Genomic DNA, 19220 nt, shown 5'->3' with positions numbered 1-19220 from the left:
CCTTCGAGTACCTCCAGCGCGAGAACGCGCACTTCACCATCCACGCGGGCGAGGGGTTCGGGCTGCCGTCGATCTGGCAGGCGATCCAGTGGTGCGGCGCCGACCGGCTCGGGCACGGCGTGCGGATCATCGACGACATCGAGGTGGACGGGGAGGACGCCAGGCTCGGGCGGCTCGCCGACTATGTCCGAGACAAGCGGATACCGCTGGAGATGTGCCCCACGTCCAACATCCAGACGGGCGCGGCGAAGTCGATCGCGGAGCATCCGATCGGGCTGCTGCGGCGGCTGAGCTTCCGGGTCACGGTGAACACCGACAACCGGCTGATGAGCGGGACGACGCTGTCGCGGGAGTTCGCGAACCTCGTCGACGCGTTCGGGTACGGGTGGGACGACCTGCAGTGGTTCACGGTGAACGCGATGAAGTCGGCGTTCGCGCCGTTCAACGAGCGGCTCGAACTGATCAACGGGGTGATCAAGCCCGGTTTCGCGCAGCTCAAGTGGAGCGGCGCCCGGCCCCTGGCATGATCGGGTCATGACGATTCGTTCCACCGGCGGGCGTGTCGCGGCGTGGGCGTGGCTGACGTTCGCCGCGCTCAACATCGCCGACCTGGTGTTCGGCATCACCGGCGACGCCTCCTACTCGCTGATGTCGCTCACCATCGGCGTGCTCCTGCTGCTCGGCTCCGGGATCGCGTACACGGCCGGGCTGCGGCCCGCGATCGTGGGGGACGACGACGCGGTCACGGTCCGCAACCCGCTGCGGGACGTCCGGGTCCCGTGGGGCGCGGTCCGCGCGATCAGGGGCACGAACGCGGTGACGGTCCGCTTCACCGGCCCGGACGGCGCGGAACTGGAGACGCGGGCCTGGGTGCACCAGACGTCGCCGCGCGCCCAGGCGAAAGCGGAGGCGCGGGCGAAGAAGGAGCAGGCCAAGACGCCGGGCATCGATCTCACGGGACGGACACCGGCCGCGTACACGGCTCAGCGGCTCAACGAGATCCTCGACCGGCGGCGGCCGAAGACCAGGTCGAAGGCGCCGGACAAGGCCGCCGCGGCCAAGGCGGAGGCCGAGAAGACGAAGGAGGCGGCCCGGGGGACGGTGAAGTGGTCCGTCCCGGCGGTGGCGTCGCTGGCCGTCCCGGCGGTGGCGCTGATCGTGCTCGCCGTCGTGGGTGCCGTCACCTGAGCATCGCGGCGAGGCCGGCGCGGAGGGCGTCCAGCTCGGTGGCGGCGCGCGCGCGGACCGCCGCGATGTCGTCGTCGACGGGTAGGACGACTTCCAGGTAGCACTTGAGCTTCGGCTCCGTCCCCGATGGGCGGATGACCACCCGTGCCCCTCCGGCCAGGCGGAACCTCACACCGTCGGTAGGGGGCAGGCCATCGACGCCGTTGGAGAGGTCGTCGAACCGCTCGACCGGCCGTCCCCCCAGTCGCACCGGAGGATCGGTGCGCAGGCGAGTCATCGCGGACGTGATCCACGACAGGGGGTCCGAGCGGGGCTCGTCCGTTGAATGGTGGTCGGTGGGCGCTGGAGGACGGTCCTGGACCCGGATCGAGAGTTGGGACGTGGCGTGCAGGCCGTGCTCGCGGGCCTGCTCGTCGAGGAGATCGAGCAGCGTGCGGCCCTCGCGGCGGGCACCGGCGGCGAGCGCGGCCACCGCGAGCGCCGCGCCGATGCCGTCCTTGTCGTTGACGAGCACGCCGCGGTCGTCGCCGACGCTGTACCCGAGGGCCTCCTCGTACCCGAACACGAGCCTGCCGGGCTTCTCGTGGGGCGACGGCGCGCCGCCCGCCTTCATGATCCATTTGAAGCCGGTGAGGGACTCGGCGAACCGGACACCGTGCGCCGCCGCGATCGAGCGCAGCAGCGACGACGACACGATCGTGGTGACGACCAGGCGGTCATCGCCGGTGGTGTGCCGCAGGACGTGCTCGGCCAGCAGGCCGCCGAGCTCGTCTCCGGTCAGCGTCCGCCAGCCGTCACCCGCCGGGACGGCGACCGCGCAGCGGTCCGCGTCGGGGTCGTTGGCGATCACCAGGTCGGCGCCACGGGCGTCGGCGAGAGCGAGGGCCAGGTCGAGTGCTCCGGGTTCCTCCGGGTTCGGAAACGCGACGGTCGGGAAGTCCGGATCGGGGTCGGCCTGCTCGGGCACGACGGCCGGAGCGGCGAACCCGGCCCGGTCGAACGCCTGGAGCAGCACGTCCCGTCCCACGCCGTGCATCGGCGTGTAGACGATCGAGACGTCCTTGCCGGCGTCACCGCCGAGCCGCAGCGACGACACCGCGTCCAGGTAGCGGCCGGCGCCGTCGTGGACGGGCCATTCCGTGCCGAGCGGCAGCTCGTCCACGCGGCCGACCGCGTCGATCGCGGCGGAGATCTCGGCGTCCAGCGGCGGGACGATCTGCGCCCCGTCCGCCCAGTACACCTTGTAGCCGTTGTCGCGGGGCGGGTTGTGGCTGGCCGTGACCATGACACCGGCCACGACGTCGTCGAACGTCCGGGTGAAATGGGCTAGGACGGGCGTCGGGACCGGATCGGCGAACACCTCCGGCCGCAGCCCCGCCCCGCTGAGCACCGCCGCCGTGTCGTCGGCGAACCGCCGCGAGCCGTGCCGCGCGTCGAATCCGATGATCACCCGGCCGCCCCGGGGGAGGCGGGCGGCGAGCCCGGCGGCGGCGCGCATCACCGTCACCCGGTTCATCCGGTTCGGCCCGGCGCCCAGCTCACCGCGCAGCCCGGCCGTCCCGAACTCCAGCCGCGCGCCGAACCTGTCGGCGAGGGCCTGGTCGTCGCCCTCGTCCAGGATCGCCCGGAGCTCGGCACGGGTCTCCGGATCGGGATCCTGCGCCAGCCACTCCCCGGCCCACGCCCGAAGATCACTCCTGCCTGGTTCCTGCGGGGGGCGGCCCCACGCCTCCCGGTTCGCTTCGCTCATGGCTCGGTCTTCTCCACGGCCGCCGCGTCAGAACTTGGTCAGGAGGGTAGCGAGGAGGCCGCCCATGCGGCCGGCCGACGCGCGCCCGGCGGCGAGGACCTCCTCGTGGTCCAGTTTCTCGTCCGACAGCCCGGCGGCGATGTTGGTGACCAGGGAGATGCCGAGGACATCCGCGCCGCCGCGCCGGGCCGCGATCGTCTCCAGGACGGTCGACATCCCGATCATGTCGGCGCCCAGCGTCCGCAGCATCCGGATCTCGGCGGGCGTCTCGTAGGTCGGGCCGCGGAACGCCGCGTACACGCCCTCCGGCAGCGCCGGGTCGACCTCCCTGGCGAGGTCCCGCAGCCGCGCCGAGTACGCCTCGGTCAGGTCGAGGAACGTCGCGCCGGTCAGCGGGTTCGCGCCCGTCAGGTTCAGGTGGTCGGAGATCAGCACCGGGTCGCCGACCTTCTGGTGCTCGGGCCGCAGCCCGCCCGCCGCGTTCGTCAGGACCATCGTCTTCACACCGGCGGCCAGCGCCGTCCGGACGGGGTGGACGACCGCGTCGACGCCGCGTCCCTCGTACAGGTGCGTCCGCCCCAGGAACACCAGGGCGCGGTGCCCGCCGATCTCCACGGCCCGGACGCGTCCCGCGTGGCCTTCGACGGCGGGGGGCGCGAACCCCGGCAGGTCCGTCACCGGCAGGTCGGCGGCGGGCTCGCCGAGCGCGTCGGCCGCCGGAACCCAGCCCGAACCCATCACGAGGGCGACGTCGAAGGCGTCGAAGGACGTGCGGGCGCGCAGCTCGTCCGCGGCGCCCCTCGCCAGTGCAAAAGCGTCGTTGCTCACATAGCCGACACTACAGGCGTGATCGCCGCGCCCCGGTGCGGAGGCTCACTGGTGCGGAGGCTCACCGGTGCGGGGGCTCACTGGTGCCGAGGCTCAGTCGCCCAGCGATTTGCAAGGGCGGGTGCGCAGGTCCTTGACGTAGTCGTCGGGCGCGCCGGCCTTCTCCGCCGCGTCCGCCACGATGCCGAGGTAGCGCGCGGACGGGAGTCCGCCCTCGTAGTCGTCCAGGACGTACAGCCAGCACAGCGCGTCGCCGTCGAGCGTCTGCACCCGGACCCTGATCTTGCGGTAGACGTCGAGCGCCGCGCCCTCCCAGGCGTCGAGTTCCTTCTCGTCCCAGCCGGGAACGTCGTACATGACGACGAAGACCTGCTCGGAACCGTCCTCGACGACCGTCGCGAGGGCCCCGTCCCAGTACTTGTCCTGCCCGCCGAAGGTCAGGCGCCACCCGGCAAGCCAGCCGGTGCCGCGCATGGGCGAATGCGGAGCCCGGCTCGCCATCTGATCGGGATCCATGTTGGAGGCGTACGCCGCGTACAGTGCCACGTTGGCCAAGGCTAACTCACCCGCACCCCGCGACCGGAGCGAAGCGCGCATTGCGGCCCGCGCGTATCCGGGGCCCGGGGCCGGACATTTCACCGCCCGGAGTAGGAAAGAATGGAACATGTGACCCGCATCGTGATCATCGGAGGAGGCCCGGGCGGTTACGAGGCCGCGCTCGTCGCGGCGCAGCTCGGCGCCGACGTGACCGTCATCGAACGGGACGGTCCGGGCGGCGCCTGCGTGCTCACCGACTGCGTGCCCTCCAAGACGCTCATCGCCACCTCGACCCGCCGGGCGGTCATGTCGGAGTCGGCGGGCCTCGGCCTGCGCTTCAACGGCGGCCCGGACGGGATCGTCGGGGCCCTGGAGGCCGACATGGCCACCGTCAACACGCGCGTGAAGGACCTCGCGCGGGCCCAGTCGTTCGACGTCGCCGAACGGCTCGCCTACGAGGAAGTCAAGATCGTCCGCGGTGAGGCGCGGCTGGTGGAGCCGCATGTCGTCGCGGTCGGCGACCGGCGCATCCGGGCCGACATCGTGCTCGTCGCGACCGGCGCGACCCCGCGCGTGCTGCCGGGCGCCGAGCCGGACGGCGAGCGCATCCTGGACTGGCGCCAGCTCTACGACCTGCCGGAACTGCCCGATGACCTGATCGTCGTCGGCTCCGGCGTGACGGGCGCCGAGCTGGCCGGGGCCTACATGGCGCTGGGGTCGAAGGTCACGCTGGTGTCGTCGCGCGACCGGATCCTGCCGACCGAGGACGCCGACGCCGCGGCCGTCCTGCAGGAGGTCTTCCTGCGGCGCGGGATGAACGTCATGTCGCGGTCCAGGGCCGCGGGCGTGGAGCGGTCCGGGAACGGCGTGATCGTCACGCTGGAGGACGGGACGAAGGTCGAGGGCACGCACTGCCTGATGACCGTCGGGATGGTGCCCAACACCACGGGCATCGGCCTGGAGGACGTCGGCGTCCGCTGCGACGAGCGCGGCTTCGTGGAGGTCGACAAGGTGTCGCGGACGTCCGTCCCCAACATCTACGCCTCCGGTGACTGCACCGGCATCCTGATGCTCGCGTCCGTCGCCGGCATGCAGGGACGCATCGCCATGTGGCACGCGCTGGGGGAGGCGGTGCAGCCGCTGAAGCTCGGCTGGGTCGCGTCCAACATCTTCACCGACCCGGAGGTCGCGTCGGTCGGCGTGACACAGCACATGGTCGACTCGGGGGACGTCAACGCCCGTACGGTGATGCTGCCGCTGTTCACCAACGCCCGCGCCAAGATGCAGGGCTTCGAGGACGGTTTCGTGAAGCTGTTCTGCCGCCCGTCCACGGGGATCATCCTCGGCGGCGTCATCGTCGCGCCGCGGGCGAGTGAGCTGATCCTGGGCGTGTCCATCGCCGTCCAGCAGCACCTCACCGTCAACCAGGTGGCCCAGACGTTCGCGGTCTACCCGTCCCTGTCGGGCAGCATCACCGAGGCCTCCCGACGCCTGATGACCGAGCACGCCTACTGACGGGCGCGCCCGGCCATCTCGAACGGACGGGTCACTTGAACAGGCGGGCCGCTAGAAGTAGCGGAGTGCCACGTAAACCCACGCCATGATCGTGCTCACGATCGTGATGCCGATCCCGTAGCGGGTGAACTGCCAGAAACTGATCGGGTGACCGGTCCTGGCGGCGATGCCGATCGCGACGACGTTGGCGCTCGCGGCGACGGCCGTCCCGTTCCCGCCGAAGTCGGCGCCCAGCGCGAACGACCACCACAGCGCGTCCGCGGTGTGCGGGTCGGCCCCGGCGGCCATCCCCTCGACGATCGGCGCCATCGTCGCCGTGTAGGGGATGTTGTCGAAGAACGCGCCCAGCACGGCGGATCCGAACACCAGGGCGGTGGCGGCGGCGAAGTAGTTGTCGCCGATCGTGTCCGCGGCCCAGGTGCCGATGCTCTCGATCACGCCGGTGTGCCCCAGGCCCGACACCATCACGAACAGGCCCATGAAGAACACCAGGACGCCCCACTCGACCTCCTTGAGGACGTCGGAGACCTCGACCTTGGTGACCAGCAGCATCACGCCCGCGCCCACGAGGGCCACGATCGAGGGCTCGATGTGGAACACCGAGTGCAGCGAGAACCCGACGATGATCAGGACGAGCACGGCCAGGCATCGCGCCAGCAGCTTGTGGTCGGTGATCGCCTTGCGCTCGTCCAGGGCCATCACCTCTTCCACGTACCGCTCGTCGTACGTGAACGACTTGCGGAAGATCCACCGCGACATCACCACGAACGTGACGAAGATGACCACCACGATCGGCGCCATGTGCACGAGGAAGTCGTTGAACGTCAACCCCGCGCGGCTGGCGATGATGATGTTCGGGGGGTCCCCGATCAGGGTGGCGGCGCCGCCGATGTTGGACGCCAGCACCTCGGCGATCAGGTACGGCTGGGCCGGGATGCGCAGCCGGTTGCAGACCACCACCGTCACCGGCGCCACCAGCATGATCGTGGTGACGTTGTCCAGGAACGGCGAGGCCACGGCGGTGATGGCCATCAGCATCACCAGCAGCCGGTACGGCCTCCCCTTCGAGCGCTTGGCCGCCCAGATCGCCAGGTACTCGAACAGCCCGGTGCCCTTGATGACGCCGACGACGATCATCATGCCGAGCAGCAGGAAGATGACGTTCCAGTCGATCCCCTCGTGCTCGGAGAAGAAGACCTCGCCGCCCGAGGTCAGCCCGAGCACCGTCATCAGGCCGGCCGCGACCAGGACGACCTTGACCTTGTCGATCTTCTCCGTCGCGATGAAGAAGAACGCCACGATGAAGATGGCGAGCGCCAGTATGGCGCTCATGGCGTGACCCTCTTCAGCGAACCTTCCAGCGTCGCGGCGTCAGCCGATGCGCCGTCCGGCCGTGTGCCGTCCAGCCGTGAGCCGTCCAGCGGTGTGCCGGTGGACGGGGTGCCGTCAAATGGGTTGGCGTCAAATGGGTTGGCGTCAAACCGGGCGCCGGGTACGGCGCCGGATGGTCGTGCGTTAAGCGGTGTGCCGTCGGGTGGTGCGCCCCTCCGGCGCGCGCTTTTTGGGCGCGTGCCTCCCGCGGGCGCGTCCCTCAGGTGTCCGAAGCCGACTCCGGCCTGGTCAGCGCTATCGCCGACAGCAGCCGGTCCAGGGCGATGGCTCCCGCCAGCAGCCCGGAGTCGTCGACCACAGCGATCAGGGGGCTTCGGTGCCGCGCCATGAGCGTGGCGATCTCCAGCAATGTCGAGGACGGTTTCACGCTGAGCGGGCGGACTGTGTGCGAGCCGAGAGAGTCCCCGACGGTCATGTCGTCGATCTCTTGCCAGAACACGTCCGCGTGGGCCTCGTCCACGGCCCGGGTCAACGCCTGATCCTCCTGATATGCGGCGGGCACTGCCAGCTTCAGCACCTGAGTCCCCGGCAGGACGACCCGGGGGCGCTGCTCCTCGTCCACGACGATCAGACCGGGCAGGCGTCCGAGCGCCATGACCTGGATCGCGTGCGCGATCGAGTCGCCCATCGTCACGGTCGGCACCTGTACGGCGATGTCCCGCGCTTGCATGCGTTCCTTCCGGCTTCCGGAGAGCCTGGTTCCGCTGGCTGATAGGTTCCTCCTCCTAACGGCGGGGACGGCCCCGTCGCAGGACGTTCCCCGTGGCGCCGTGGGCAGGAGACCGCGTCCGCCGCCCGATCGATTTGCCATGCGTCCGCCCCTTTCTGCGTACGGTGTCCAGTCTTTGTGGCGGATGCCCGAGTCGATATCGGGGACAGCACCCATATAGACCGGGAGGAGCCATGTATCTGTGGTCTGCCCAGTTCGGGTGGGCTGTCGGGTGCCTACCATGGAAGCGAGACCGGAGGTGATCGGTGCACGCTCGGGAGGCTCGCACCCGGATACTGCTGGCCGATGATCACGCGCTGGTGCGCCGTGGGCTCCGGCTGATCCTGGACGCCGAATCGGACCTGACGGTGGTCGCCGAGGCCGCCGACGGGGCGGAGGCGATCGAGGCCTGCGCCGGGACCGAGATCGACCTCGCGATCCTGGACATCGCCATGCCGCGCATGACGGGGCTGCAGGCCGCACGGGAGATGGCTCGGCGCTTCCCCACCGTGCGGACCCTGATCCTTTCCATGTACGACAACGAGCAGTACCTGTTCGAGGCGCTGAAGGCGGGTGCGTCCGGGTACGTCCTGAAGTCCGTCGCCGACCGCGACCTCCTGCAGGCCTGCCGCGCCGCGATGAGGGGCGAGCCCTTTCTCTACCCGGGCGCCGTCAACGCGCTGATCCGCGAGTACCTCGGACGGGACGGGAACGGCGACCGCCCCGAGAACCTCCTCACCCCGCGCGAAGAGGAGATCATCAAGCTGGTCGCGGAGGGCTACTCGTCCAAGCAGATCGCCGAGACGCTGACGATCAGCATCAAGACCGTCGACCGGCACCGCGCGAACATCCTCGCCAAGCTCGGCATGCGCGACCGTCTGGAGCTCACCAAGTACGCCATCCGCGTCGGCCTCGTCGAGCCGTAGTCCGGTAGTCCATGCGGGCGCGCTGTTCGGAGTCCAGGCCCGCTGCGCTCGCCTGGCGGCCCGTTCCGTGACCCGGCCTGCGCGTGGCCGAGGTCATTTTGAGGCACGGCCCAACGCGTGGCGGGAGCCGGATGGCGGGATCACCAGCCTGACCTCGGTGCCGCCGCCGTTGGCCGGGCCGATGCTGAGCTGCGCCCCGATGAGCATCGCGCGCTCCTGCATCCCGCGGATGCCGGAGCCGGGCTCGGTCGGCGGGCCCGAGCCGTCGTCCGCGACCCGCAGGACCACGCGGCCGTCCTCGTCCTGCTTCAGCGACAGCTCCGCGTTCTTCGCGCCGGAATGCCGCCACACGTTGGTGAGGCCCTCCTGCGCGATCCGGTAGACCACCAGCTCGGCGTCGGTGCCGAGGCACTCCAGGCCGTTCTGGACGCGGCGGGTGACGTGCGGCCCTCCCGTGGCGGAGAAGTCCCCGGCCAGGGAGGTGAGCGCGCTGGTCAGGCCGAGGTCGTCCAGGACGCCGGGACGGAGCCGGCGGGCCACCCGGCCCACCTCGTCCAGGCTGGACCTGACGAGCTCCTGGACGCCGCGCAGCTCCTCCGCCACCTCCTCGGGCGCGCGGTTCACCACCGACTTCAGCTCCAGCAGCACCACGGTGAGGCTCTGCCCGATCTCGTCGTGCAGCTCCTGGGCGATGCGGCGCCGCTCGGCCTCCTGGGCGTCCAGGACGACGGCGGTACTGATGCTGCGGTCGGCCTCCAGCCGGTCGAGCATCGCGTTGAAGTGGTCGACCAGGTGGAACAGGTCACGGTTCGGGGTGGTCGCGAGCCGGTCGCCGGAGCGCAGCGAGTGCAGCCGCGCCATCAGTGTCGTGAGGCCGTCCAGCGGCGCCAGGCTGACGCGCAGCAGCAGCGCGTTCGCCGCCACCATCAGCGCGATGCCGATCGACAGGACGATGAACTCGCTCATCAGGATCCGCGACGACACCTTGACCGGCGTCAGGGCCAGGACCGCGGTACCGAGCACGAAGATCAGCCCGTTGATGCCGAGGATGCGCCAGAACAGTGCCGAGGCGGGGGTCCGGAACAGGCGCCGCCGGCGCCCGGCCTTCGGATCGGTGTCGCCACCGCCGGCGCCGGTGCCCGCCGCCGTCCCGGCCTCACTCGCGCTCATGGGACCGCTTACTCGCGCTCATGGGACCACGTCACCGCAAAGGCCTGGCGTTGTCCATGCGTGACATCCCCGATCAGAGGAGGCCGATACCCATGTCCGGCGCCCGGCGTCTGCATGGTGCGCACCCACGTCTATGAGCATTGGACCCGATGGTGACGCAGCGTTGAACGGCCGATGGTGGAGGGTGAGCATACCGGTGGCGTCAGGGAGGTCGCGGTGGGGCAGGAATCGGACTTCCTTACCGCGCCTTTGGCGTCCCTGATCGTCCTCGGGCTGCTGGTGGCCGTGGTCGTCCTCTCCGGGTTCCGGAAGGTCGAGGCGTCCGAACACCTGGTCGTCCGGCGTTTCGGCAGGACGATCGGTGTTCGCGGACCGGGGCTGCGGTTCCTGCTGCCGTTCGCCGACACCGGCGCCCGCGTCCCTGCGGGCGTGCAGCCGTACGACATCTGGCTCAGGGCCACCACCAGGGACGGCGTCTCCGTCCGCGTGAAGGCGCTCGCGATGATGGGGGCCGACGACCCCGTCACGTACGCCTCCGCCACGGATTCGCCGTCCTCCGCCGCGCAGGCGATCATCGAGGTCGCGCTGCGCGACGTGATAGCGGACCGGGACCTGGCGGACCTGCCGTCCCTGATGGCGAACAGGGACGACGCCGATCTGGTCCGGCGCGTCAACGAGGCGGTCCGGCCATGGGGAGTGGCCGCCGACCTCGTTTCCATCACCGACGCGATGGTCCCGGTCCGCGCGGACCTGCCGCTCTGCGGCTGCGGCGCGGACGGCGTCCGCTCCACCGGCCCGCGGCGCGCCGCCCCCCGCTGACGTGGGGCGGCGCGCCGCATCCGAGCCGTATTCGGGTATCCGGGCCGCATCCGGGCGTCCTGGCCGCATTCCTCAGAAGCCGCCGAAGTCGCCGAAGCCTCCGCCGCCGCCGAAGTCGCCGCTCCCGAAGTCCCAGCCGCCGCCGATGTCGCCGCCGTCTCCGCCGAATCCGCTCATGGCGTCACCGCCGTAGCCGCCGAACCCGCCGAACATCATCGAGCCGAGCATGGTGCCGACCATCATGCCGCTGAGCATGTCCATCCCGCCGTAGCCGCGGTAGTAGCCGCCGGCGTAGGGGCCGTACGCGGGACCCGCGTCCCAGTAGGGCCGCCGGACGCCGCCGGACGGGACCATGCGGATGTCCGGGTCGGTGCCGTGCAGGACGGCCTCCGCGTCGGCCTCGCAAGCCGGGACGGAACGCGCGACACCACCCGGGGGCGCCCACGTGACGTCCTTCACCGAGGGGCCGTGCTGCGGGTTGAAGAAGCAGGGCGCACGCCGTTCGGGGACGGGCTCGCCGGCCAGGCGGGCGCGCGTCGCGGTCATGTAGTAGCGGCCGTCCTCGAGGGAGGTCGTGACCTCCTCCATCTCATGCGGCGCGCTGGCGCGTTCGGTCGCCTTCTTGGCACTGTCGTAGGAGTTCATGGCGCGCTCGTAGTCGCCGCGGGTGTCGGGATCGAGATCCTTGTCCATGACGTTGAGGTCCAGGTGGGCGATGTCCTCGCCGAGGAGCGTCACGTCCTCCTCCACGCCGCTCTTGAGATCGGCCATCTGCTGCTCCGCGCGGACGCGCTGCCGCTTCCGGCTGACGAGGAGCGCGCTGGACGCCACCGCGACCACCAGGATGAGGACGCCGAGCGTCACGAACCCGCCGATCGCGCTCGATCGGGCCTTGTCGTCGACCTTGTTCTCGGCGATGTCGCTGAACTGGACCAGGCGTTCCGTCAGCGGTACGCCGTTGGTCCGCGTGATGAGCTGGTTCATCTCCTGGTTGTTCAGCTTCTGGGAGATTCCGGCCATGCGGGTGCCGTCGGCGGTGACGGCGACATAGGTGTCGCCCTCGCCTACGCGGCTGGCGACGGCCTGGAGCATCGGCCCGATCTGGGACTGCGTGGCGTTGTCGCTGACGACGACGGCGCGGATGTCGGCGTCGCTCGCGCCGCCCAGGGCCGTCTCGATCTTGTTCTGGTCGGCCGGGGACAGCACGTTCCCGGCCTCGCTCGTCACGTAGAGCCGAGAGTCGAGGAGGCCGTTGGCGATCTGCCCGACGTTGTCGGCGGCCGCTGCCGCCGGTACGGCGGCCTGTGCCGCTGCCGCCCGCGTAGTGGCGGCCTGCGTGGTGGTGGTCTGTGCTGCGACTGTCTGCGTTGTGGCGGGCTGAGCCGTGGCGGCCTGTGCGGGGGCGCTGAAGGCGAACGCCGGCAGAGCGGCGGCGACGATGATCGCCGAGACGGCGCCCCGGCGTGCCGCCCGGCTGGCCCGGATCTCGGTGTTCATCCTCCCAGTCTGCCCACGTTAATGCCCGAATCGCGTCATCCCCGCGAGGGATTTGTGACCGGGTCCGTGTGGGGGCCGGTACCCAGGCGCGCCCCCGGAAGGCCGCCCCGCCCGCTGCCGGACGGGGCGGACCCGCTCAGCTGTCCTTGATCTCGCAGATGACGGCGCCGGAGGAGACGGTCTGGCCGATCTCGGCGGCCAGACCGGTGATCGTCCCGGCCTTGTGGGCGGTGAGCGGCTGCTCCATCTTCATCGCCTCCAGGACCACGATCGCGTCGCCGGCCTCCACGGTCGCGCCGTCCTCGACGACGATCTTGACGATGGTGCCCTGCATCGGGCTGACCAGGGAGTCGCCGGACGCCTGGGCGCCGCCGCCCTTCTTGCCGCCGCGCCGCTTGGCGGGCTGGGCGTTGCCGGCCGCGCCGCCCGCCGACGCGCCCAGACCCGCGGGCAGGACGACCTCGATGCGCCGGCCGCCGACCTCGACGGTCACGCGCTCCCGCTCGCCCTCGTCCTCGTCCCCGGCGGCGGGCGTCTCGTAGGGCGGGATCCGGTTGTCGAACTCGGTCTCGATCCACCGGGTGTGGACGGAGAACGGCACCGCGTCGTCCTCGGGGACGAACGCCGGGTCGTCCAGGACCGCCCGGTGGAACGGCAGCACGGTCGGCATCCCGCCGATGGCGAACTCCGCCAGCGCGCGGCGGGACCGCTCGACGGCCTGCCGGCGCGTCGCGCCCGTCACGATCAGCTTGGCGATCAGGGAGTCGAACGCCTGCGGGACCGTCTGCCCCGCGCCGTAGCCGGAGTCCAGCCGGACGCCGGGGCCGGACGGCGGCTCCCACTCCGTCAGCGTGCCGACGGCGGGCAGGAACCCGCGTCCGGCGTCCTCGGCGTTCAGCCGGAACTCGATCGAGTGGCCGCGCAGCTCCGGGTCGCCGTAGCCGAGCTCCTCGCCGTCGGCGACGCGGAACATCTCCCGCACGAGGTCGACACCGGCGACCTCCTCGGTGACGGGGTGCTCCACCTGGAGCCGCGTGTTGACCTCAAGGAACGAGATCGTCCCGTCCTGGCCGACGAGGAACTCGCACGTCCCCGCGCCGACGTACCCGGCCTCCTTCAGGATGGCCTTGGAGGAGGAGTACAGCAGCTCGACCTGCTCGTCCGACAGGTACGGCGCCGGGGCCTCCTCGACGAGCTTCTGGTGCCGCCGCTGGAGCGAGCAGTCACGGGTGGACACCACCACCACGTTGCCGTGCTTGTCGGCGAGGCACTGGGTCTCCACGTGCCGCGGCCTGTCCAGGTACCGCTCCACGAAGCACTCGCCGCGCCCGAACGCGCCGACGGCCTCCCGGACCGCGGACTCGTACAGCTCGGGGACCTCGTCCAGCGTCCGCGCCACCTTCAGGCCGCGCCCGCCGCCACCGTACGCGGCCTTGATCGCGATGGGCAGGCCGTGCTCCGCGGCGAACGCGACGACCTCGTCCGCGCCGGAGACCGGGTCCTTGGTGCCGGCGACCAGCGGCGCGCCGACCTTCTGCGCGATGTGCCGGGCCTGCACCTTGTCGCCCAGGGCGATGATCGCGTCGGGCGGGGGACCGATCCAGGTCAGCCCCGCGTTCTGCACGGCCGTGGCGAAATCGGCGTTCTCCGCCAGGAACCCGTAGCCGGGGTGGACGGCGTCCGCACCGGCCTCGGCGGCGATCTTCAGCAGTTTCTCAATGTTCAGGTAGCTCTCGGCCGCCGTCTGCCCACCCAGGGCGAACGCCTCGTCGGCGACCCGAACGTGCAGCGCCTCCAGATCGGGTTCGGCGTACACCGCCACACTGGCCAGGCCTGCGTCACGGCAGGCACGGGCTATACGAACCGCGATCTCTCCACGGTTGGCGATCAGGACCTTGCGCACGTGGGTCTCCTCCCTCAACCTCGCACGCGCAGTCTAGATAATGGCCGTTCCTGGTTTTCGTAAGCCCCTCCTTATGCGCCGATCGCCCTGCACCTGGCGGCCTGAGCCCGCTCCGGCCGCGGGCCGCGGGCACCGCGCACCGGTAACCGTTTCGCGCGCCCGCGCCGGGTAGGCGGGTGTACTCTTCGGCACGGATCTGCTCGGCTCCGATCAGCGGGAGAGGCCCATGGTTCGCCCGTGGCCCCAGGTCGGCCTCACGGCCGTCCTGGCAGCCTGCCTGCTGGTTCCCTCGTCGACCGTCCGGTGGGAGAGCCCTCCCGTGGACGACGACGTCACCCGGCAGCTCACGATCGCCGCGAGCTCGCTGGTGCAGCACCGCTCGCAGGCCCTCGTCCAGAAGCAGGACCGTGACAGCACCGCCTCGCCCCGCGAGGTGTACGGCGTCCGGATCTCCCCGCGTCTCGCGCGCTCCCAGGAACGGGCCGTCCGCGAGCTGGAGACCCGGAACCGCGCCCCCATCGAGGGCGGCCCCGCCTACACGGGCGCCCGCACGAGCCTCGACGGGGGCCACGCCGTCCGGGAGGGGGACCGCATCACGCTGGAGGCGGTCGAGAACACCGTGGTCCGCTACGGCAGCGGCAAGGTCACGCAGTCGGTCCGGCGCCGGTTCGAGTTCCGGACGCGCGGCGAGCAGATCACCCTGATCGCCGAACGCGTCCTCGACCCTGACGCCCGCCCGGTGAACGACCCCGTCTCTCCCGCCCGCTGACGCGATCATCGAATTGCACCGAAACGGGTCGCCCAGAACATCTTGACGGGCAGTATTTATGTCGGTCACAAAGCGTGTGGAGCACCCTCTGCAGCCGCGACCGGACATGCCGAGATGGTGCGAGCAGGCCCGCCCCGGCGAGGAATCCGCCGTGTGACCCTAGATTGACGTGATGGACGAGGCGTAGGCTGATGCCGGTGGTGAGCCGTTTCCACCCCGCCCTGCGGACGAAGCTCGCAGAGGGAAAGGCCCCATTCTTCGGCAGAACCTGAAAGCGTTCCAGCGATCAGCGATGAAAGGGCCGGAACGATGGGCGACAAGCGCGGCGCCAACCTCGGCGAGCTTGAGGAACTGTCCCGCATCTTCAGCAAGCACTCCCGCAACCTCGACGCTTTGATCAAGGACCTCAACGGCCGCACGGTGAGCAGCAGTGCCGCCTGGTGGGGTCCCGGCGCCGACCGCTTCCGCAGCGCCTGGGCGGAGGCCAAGACCGCCTTCGACAAGATGTCCATCGCCCTGGAGCAGGGCAGCCAGGACATCCGCAAGTCCCAGCAGAACATCGAGGCCGCCACCCGCTGACGCCTCGTCACGAGCCGCGGGCCCCGGTCCGTCCCCCCGAGGCCGGGTCCCGCTCCATCCGCGCCGGAGAACGAACGTTGAGCGAGGAAAACGCGCTGCTCCAGTTCACGCTGAGCCGCATACAGACCCTGTCGGACCAGCACTGGCACACGTTCACCGCGTCCCGCCAGGCCATGGACGGCCACGCCTGGGTCGGCGGCACCGCGTCCCGCGGGTTCGCCCGCGAGCTGGACCGCAGCGACGCCGCCCTCCACGCCGAGCTCCGTAAGGCGCTCGAACTCGTCCGGAACGAACTGAACCGGCGATGACATGGGCGACGGATGGCTGGACCCGGGCACCTGCGGGGTGAAGCTCGCCGAGTTCGAGCACATGACGCAGCAGATGACCCGCGCCGGCCCGCAGCTCGCCGAACTCGCCCACCAGCTCTGGCAGGCGCTCCACGGCGCCAAGGTCAGCACCGCCCCCGCCATGGAGATCAAGCGCATCGCCGCGTGGGCCGACCAGGCCGCCGCCGACCTGCGCCGCCGCAACCAGCTCGCCCACCAGCTCGACCGGCAGCAGCTCTCCTTCGTCGTCTGCCGTCCGGACGGCAACTACCTCAAGCTCCCCGACCGGTACACCGACCAGGTCGCCTACGCCGCCGGGCGCCGCAGCGCCGGCCTGTTCCACCGCGCCGCGGCCGGTGACGCCGCCGCCCAGACGGCCCTGAAACGCATCCGCGCGGACGACGTCACCCCGATGTTCGCCAAGGGCCTCCTCGAAGCCCTCGGCCCCACGGACCTCCTCGAGCTGCCGATGGACCTGACGCGCCGGCTCGGCGGCGACATCCGCCAGCACCGCGACGGGGTCGACGCCCACGCCGCCGAAACCCGGGCGATCCTCGCGATACTCGGCCAGAGCCTGGCCCTCGCCACCCGCCCCGGCACCGAGGCCTACCTTGGCCCCGACTACTTACAGAAGCTCACCGCCGCCGGGCGCGCGAACTTCCCGCCGCTGAGCGCACCCCCGGCCGGCGCCGCCGGCTACCAGGCCCTGTCCACGCTGCTCACCGCCGCGGGCGACACCCGCTTCTCCGCCACGTTCATCGACGTCGTCGGGAACGACATGGTCGCTTACGACAGCGACCTCCGGAAGCAGCTCGGCGAGGCCCCGCTGCTCGACCTCGCGAGCAGGAACGGCCTCGGCAACGCCCTCGACCCCACCACGACCAAGGTCGACCCCACGGAACGCAAGACCGACTTCCTCACCCCACTCCTCAACGCCGCCGCACTCTCCGGCAAGGAGGGCTCCCAGGCCCTGCTGGGCCACACTCCGATGGGCCCGTTCCAGAAAGACCGCGAGCCCAGCTACACCTCGTCCCTCGCGTACCTCCTCCACGACCGCCGTGCCGTCTGGGCCGCCACCGACCACGGCGCCGCCTTGGGCAAGGCCCTCCAGACCGCCGCCACCGGCCAGGACGAGGAGTCGGTCCGCCTGGCCTTCGCCGCCGGTAAGATCCTCGCCGACGACGCCCGCAAGCACTTCGAGGTCAAGAACGGCAGGCTCGTAGCCGCGGACCGCGGCCCGTTCGACTCGCTGGGACACGGCCAGATCGGCGACGCCATCGCGCGTCCCAAGCACTATGACGAGCTTTCTGGCCTGCGCCCCGCCATGGCCACGGTCCTGGTCGCCCACATGGAGAAGCTGCACGACATCGTCCGGCTGGACGCCTTAACGGGCGAACCCGGATCAACGAGGATGACCAGCGGAGACCTCGACTATCTCCTCCTGGATGTGACCCGCGACGCTGGCGCCTACGAGAAACTGCTCATGGGCCAGACAGCCCACGCCAAGATCGTTATCGACCGGACGGTCGCCGAGAACGGCGACCTCTCCAACGCCATCGCGGGCGAGGGAGTGATGTTCGGCCGCCTGCTGGAGGCCCGTCACCAGTCGGTACTGGCCGAAGAGGCTCGGCTCGCCGAGGATCTCGCCCGGATGCGCAAGTACGTCGGTCTCGGTATCGGCGTCCTCCCTGTGGGGCCCACGCTCATCGCGGAGCGCGTTCCGGGAGGAAAGGCGCTTGAGGTTGCCATGCTGGAGGTCACGGGAGTGGTGACGGATGCTGTGGCGAAGCGGCTGGTCGACAACCCTGATCAGACGATCCTGGCCCCGACGACCGAGACGGAATCTGTCGAACGTCTATTCAATCAGATGGTCGTTTCCTCTCTCGCGACTCAAGGGCGACTCGACGGCCCGGGCCTCGCCGGGAAACCGTTTGCCACAAAGGGGCCGGATCCCACGATCCGGCCGATCGAATCGATGAGCACCGCTGAACTTGGAGAGTTTCTAAGATGGGCTAATGGCGTACTGAAACTCAACGACCTCGGTGAAGACGTGCAGAATTCGGTACGGAATGGACAGGAGAAGACCGCTGGCAACTTCAAGGGCTCGGATGGTAAGAGCGTAGATCCGGGTCTTCGGCGGTGAATCGGATGGGCAGGGCTTTCCGTGTCGCCACCGTCGTCCTGATTTTCTTAGCGCCCGAGTGCGATGTCGTCCGTCCGGAGGAGAAGCGTCCGCCCCCGAAGTCGCCTCCGGTGGCCCGCAGTGCCCCCTACCTCTGTGATCTGGTTCCCGCTTCGACCTTCCGGGCCATCACGGGAGTGACCGTTCCGCTGGAGAGCGACCAGGACGGCCTCTATGCGGGCGACAGAGACGCGGACATTGAACGCTGCCGGGGCCGCCCTAAAGAGGGGGATACCGCTCCATTGATCGTGAATTGGTCTTACCTGAAAGGAGAGAAGAGCCTGCGGATACACCAGAAAAAATGGGCGAATAAATCACATGGCCGAATCCCTTCCGGGCTGGGTAGAGGGTTCGCGGCATATGAGCGGTCCGATCGGCTCGATGTGCTGCCCAATGAGGTGTTCGCGCTCTTCAGGTGTGGAGGGAAGCGGCCGTGGATCAGTATCGAATTCCTGTCGGTGTCGCGGGAGGGGGACGTCAAGCGGGACAGGAGGCAGGACATGTTCGACCTCATGCGGATCGCGCAGAAGCGGTTCGGGGAAATTCGTGAGTGCACGCCGAGGCCATGATGAGCGAAGAACGCGCAATAAGTGTTGTTGAGTTCGACCGGCGTATGCAGTGTGCGGTGTGGGGGCTCGCGGTGACGATGGCGTTGTCCGGATGGTCGGCGGCGCCGTGGGTCGTGGAAGACGATGAGTCGTACGTTCTCTGGGAGCTCGGTTATGTGGAGGAGCTTGGCTTGTTCGGGGCGCTGCTGTCCTCGTTGATGACCGTGACGCTCGTTCTGGGGGTGGCCGCCAGCGCCGCCGCGTCGCGCCCGGTCGCGCGGGCGGCTTGGATCGCCGGGCTGGCCACCGCCCTGACGACCTTTGCGTTCATGTCCGATGGGTTCGGGTTGAAGACCGGATATGGCGCCGACTATGCGCCGACGATCGCGGGCGCTTTCACTGTGGTGTTCTTCGTCGTCTCCTGGTCGGCCACGGATCCGCGGCGGTCGGCGAAGCCCTCGAAGACCACGAAGATCTCGAGGTGGCCGAAGTGGACAGACCCCTCGTTCGGTGCGTGGGCGGACCGCTCCTTCGGGACGATCGACAAGCGGTATTTCCGGGATCGGTGATCAGTCGGTGGGG

18 protein-coding genes and 1 pseudogene are annotated in these 19220 nt (G+C 70.2%); 11 read left to right on the top strand and 8 right to left on the bottom strand.

All coding sequences use genetic code 11. The features are described from left to right. Both E1285_RS32400 and E1285_RS32395 read left to right on the top strand, forming a co-directional pair. Positions 1-527 (top strand): annotated as a pseudogene (locus tag E1285_RS32400) (adenosine deaminase); the annotation flags it as partial. Positions 528-534: 7 nt separating this feature from the next. Continuing rightward, positions 535-1188 (top strand): PH domain-containing protein, encoded by a 654-nt coding sequence (locus E1285_RS32395; RefSeq protein WP_132158384.1) that lies wholly within the window; start codon positions 535-537, stop codon positions 1186-1188. Here E1285_RS32395 and E1285_RS32390 read toward each other — a convergent pair. The 3 genes from E1285_RS32390 to E1285_RS32380 all read right to left on the bottom strand — a co-directional run bounded on the left by E1285_RS32390 (position 1181) and on the right by E1285_RS32380 (position 4312). Further along, positions 1181-2938 carry a phospho-sugar mutase gene (locus E1285_RS32390; RefSeq protein ID WP_132158383.1) on the bottom strand — a complete coding sequence of 586 codons (1758 nt, stop codon included), beginning with the start codon at positions 2936-2938 and terminating at the stop codon, positions 1181-1183. The genes E1285_RS32395 and E1285_RS32390 overlap by 8 nt on opposite strands. Positions 2939-2965: 27 nt before the next feature. Further along, positions 2966-3766, bottom strand: a complete 801-nt coding sequence (locus E1285_RS32385) for a purine-nucleoside phosphorylase (protein WP_132158382.1) — start codon at positions 3764-3766, stop codon at positions 2966-2968. Between the two features lie 93 nt (positions 3767-3859). Further along, the gene (locus E1285_RS32380; RefSeq protein WP_132158381.1) at positions 3860-4312 is read right to left on the bottom strand and encodes a gamma-glutamylcyclotransferase; all 453 of its coding nucleotides are present in this window, start codon (positions 4310-4312) and stop codon (positions 3860-3862) included. A gap of 120 nt (positions 4313-4432) precedes the next feature. Between E1285_RS32380 and E1285_RS32375 the strand changes: the two genes are divergently transcribed. After that, a complete protein-coding gene (locus E1285_RS32375) occupies positions 4433-5818 on the top strand; it encodes an NAD(P)H-quinone dehydrogenase (RefSeq protein WP_132158380.1) in 1386 nt (461 codons plus the stop codon). Positions 5819-5869: 51 nt separating this feature from the next. On the opposite strand, the gene E1285_RS32370 is transcribed toward E1285_RS32375, so the two are convergent. Next, positions 5870-7150: an ArsB/NhaD family transporter gene (locus tag E1285_RS32370; protein WP_132158379.1), complete on the bottom strand. Its 1281-nt coding sequence runs from the start codon at positions 7148-7150 to the stop codon at positions 5870-5872. A 259-nt stretch (positions 7151-7409) separates the two neighbouring features. Continuing rightward, positions 7410-7880 carry a CBS domain-containing protein gene (locus E1285_RS32365; protein ID WP_132158378.1) on the bottom strand — a complete coding sequence of 157 codons (471 nt, stop codon included), beginning with the start codon at positions 7878-7880 and terminating at the stop codon, positions 7410-7412. A 305-nt stretch (positions 7881-8185) separates the two neighbouring features. On the opposite strand from E1285_RS32365, the gene E1285_RS32360 reads away from it, so the two are divergent. Next, complete coding sequence (locus tag E1285_RS32360; protein WP_132158377.1) at positions 8186-8845, top strand: response regulator transcription factor; 660 nt, start codon at positions 8186-8188, stop codon at positions 8843-8845. Positions 8846-8938: 93 nt separating this feature from the next. On the opposite strand, the gene E1285_RS32355 is transcribed toward E1285_RS32360, so the two are convergent. Then, a complete protein-coding gene (locus tag E1285_RS32355) occupies positions 8939-10015 on the bottom strand; it encodes a sensor histidine kinase (protein WP_132158376.1) in 1077 nt (358 codons plus the stop codon). 216 nt (positions 10016-10231) lie between these two features. Between E1285_RS32355 and E1285_RS32350 the strand changes: the two genes are divergently transcribed. After that, complete coding sequence (locus E1285_RS32350) at positions 10232-10834, top strand: SPFH domain-containing protein (RefSeq protein ID WP_165966845.1); 603 nt, start codon at positions 10232-10234, stop codon at positions 10832-10834. Between the two features lie 72 nt (positions 10835-10906). Here E1285_RS32350 and E1285_RS32345 read toward each other — a convergent pair whose 3' ends face one another. Further along, positions 10907-12331: a hypothetical protein gene (locus tag E1285_RS32345; RefSeq protein WP_207946979.1), complete on the bottom strand. Its 1425-nt coding sequence runs from the start codon at positions 12329-12331 to the stop codon at positions 10907-10909. Positions 12332-12467: 136 nt separating this feature from the next. After that, a complete protein-coding gene (locus tag E1285_RS32340) occupies positions 12468-14234 on the bottom strand; it encodes a biotin carboxylase N-terminal domain-containing protein (protein ID WP_132158374.1) in 1767 nt (588 codons plus the stop codon). A 226-nt stretch (positions 14235-14460) separates the two neighbouring features. Between E1285_RS32340 and E1285_RS32335 the strand changes: the two genes are divergently transcribed. The 6 genes from E1285_RS32335 to E1285_RS32310 all read left to right on the top strand — a co-directional run bounded on the left by E1285_RS32335 (position 14461) and on the right by E1285_RS32310 (position 19207). Next, positions 14461-15003 (top strand): hypothetical protein, encoded by a 543-nt coding sequence (locus E1285_RS32335; RefSeq protein WP_132158373.1) that lies wholly within the window; start codon positions 14461-14463, stop codon positions 15001-15003. Positions 15004-15312: 309 nt separating this feature from the next. After that, positions 15313-15582, top strand: coding sequence for a WXG100 family type VII secretion target (locus E1285_RS32330; RefSeq protein WP_132158372.1), 270 nt, complete (start codon positions 15313-15315; stop codon positions 15580-15582). 77 nt (positions 15583-15659) lie between these two features. Beyond that, positions 15660-15890, top strand: a complete 231-nt coding sequence (locus E1285_RS32325) for a hypothetical protein (RefSeq protein ID WP_132158371.1) — start codon at positions 15660-15662, stop codon at positions 15888-15890. Between the two features lies 1 nt (position 15891). Beyond that, the gene (locus E1285_RS32320; protein WP_132158370.1) at positions 15892-18051 is read left to right on the top strand and encodes a hypothetical protein; all 2160 of its coding nucleotides are present in this window, start codon (positions 15892-15894) and stop codon (positions 18049-18051) included. A gap of 5 nt (positions 18052-18056) precedes the next feature. Continuing rightward, the gene (locus E1285_RS32315) at positions 18057-18659 is read left to right on the top strand and encodes a hypothetical protein (RefSeq protein ID WP_132158369.1); all 603 of its coding nucleotides are present in this window, start codon (positions 18057-18059) and stop codon (positions 18657-18659) included. Then, a complete protein-coding gene (locus E1285_RS32310; RefSeq protein ID WP_132158368.1) occupies positions 18641-19207 on the top strand; it encodes a hypothetical protein in 567 nt (188 codons plus the stop codon). The genes E1285_RS32315 and E1285_RS32310 overlap by 19 nt, the downstream gene beginning before the upstream one ends. Positions 19208-19220: the final 13 nt, after the last annotated feature.

The sequence above is a fragment of the Actinomadura sp. 7K507 genome, from assembly GCF_004348425.1.
Taxonomy (GTDB): domain Bacteria; phylum Actinomycetota; class Actinomycetes; order Streptosporangiales; family Streptosporangiaceae; genus Spirillospora.
Note: the sequence above shows the minus strand (reverse complement) of the source record. Positions and strands in the feature narration are given on the sequence as shown.

Bases quoted from the DNA above. Each gene is read 5' to 3' on its own strand.
- E1285_RS32395 (WP_132158384.1), top strand. From the start codon at position 535: ATGACGATTCGTTCCACCGGCGGGCGTGTCGCGGCGTGGGCGTGGCTG.
- E1285_RS32390 (WP_132158383.1), bottom strand. From the start codon at position 2,938: ATGAGCGAAGCGAACCGGGAGGCGTGGGGCCGCCCCCCGCAGGAACCA.
- E1285_RS32370 (WP_132158379.1), bottom strand. From the start codon at position 7,150: ATGAGCGCCATACTGGCGCTCGCCATCTTCATCGTGGCGTTCTTCTTC.
- E1285_RS32365 (WP_132158378.1), bottom strand. From the start codon at position 7,880: ATGCAAGCGCGGGACATCGCCGTACAGGTGCCGACCGTGACGATGGGC.
- E1285_RS32355 (WP_132158376.1), bottom strand. From the start codon at position 10,015: ATGAGCGCGAGTGAGGCCGGGACGGCGGCGGGCACCGGCGCCGGCGGT.
- E1285_RS32345 (WP_207946979.1), bottom strand. From the start codon at position 12,331: ATGAACACCGAGATCCGGGCCAGCCGGGCGGCACGCCGGGGCGCCGTC.
- E1285_RS32335 (WP_132158373.1), top strand. From the start codon at position 14,461: ATGGTTCGCCCGTGGCCCCAGGTCGGCCTCACGGCCGTCCTGGCAGCC.
- E1285_RS32330 (WP_132158372.1), top strand. From the start codon at position 15,313: ATGGGCGACAAGCGCGGCGCCAACCTCGGCGAGCTTGAGGAACTGTCC.
- E1285_RS32320 (WP_132158370.1), top strand. From the start codon at position 15,892: ATGGGCGACGGATGGCTGGACCCGGGCACCTGCGGGGTGAAGCTCGCC.
- E1285_RS32315 (WP_132158369.1), top strand. From the start codon at position 18,057: ATGGGCAGGGCTTTCCGTGTCGCCACCGTCGTCCTGATTTTCTTAGCG.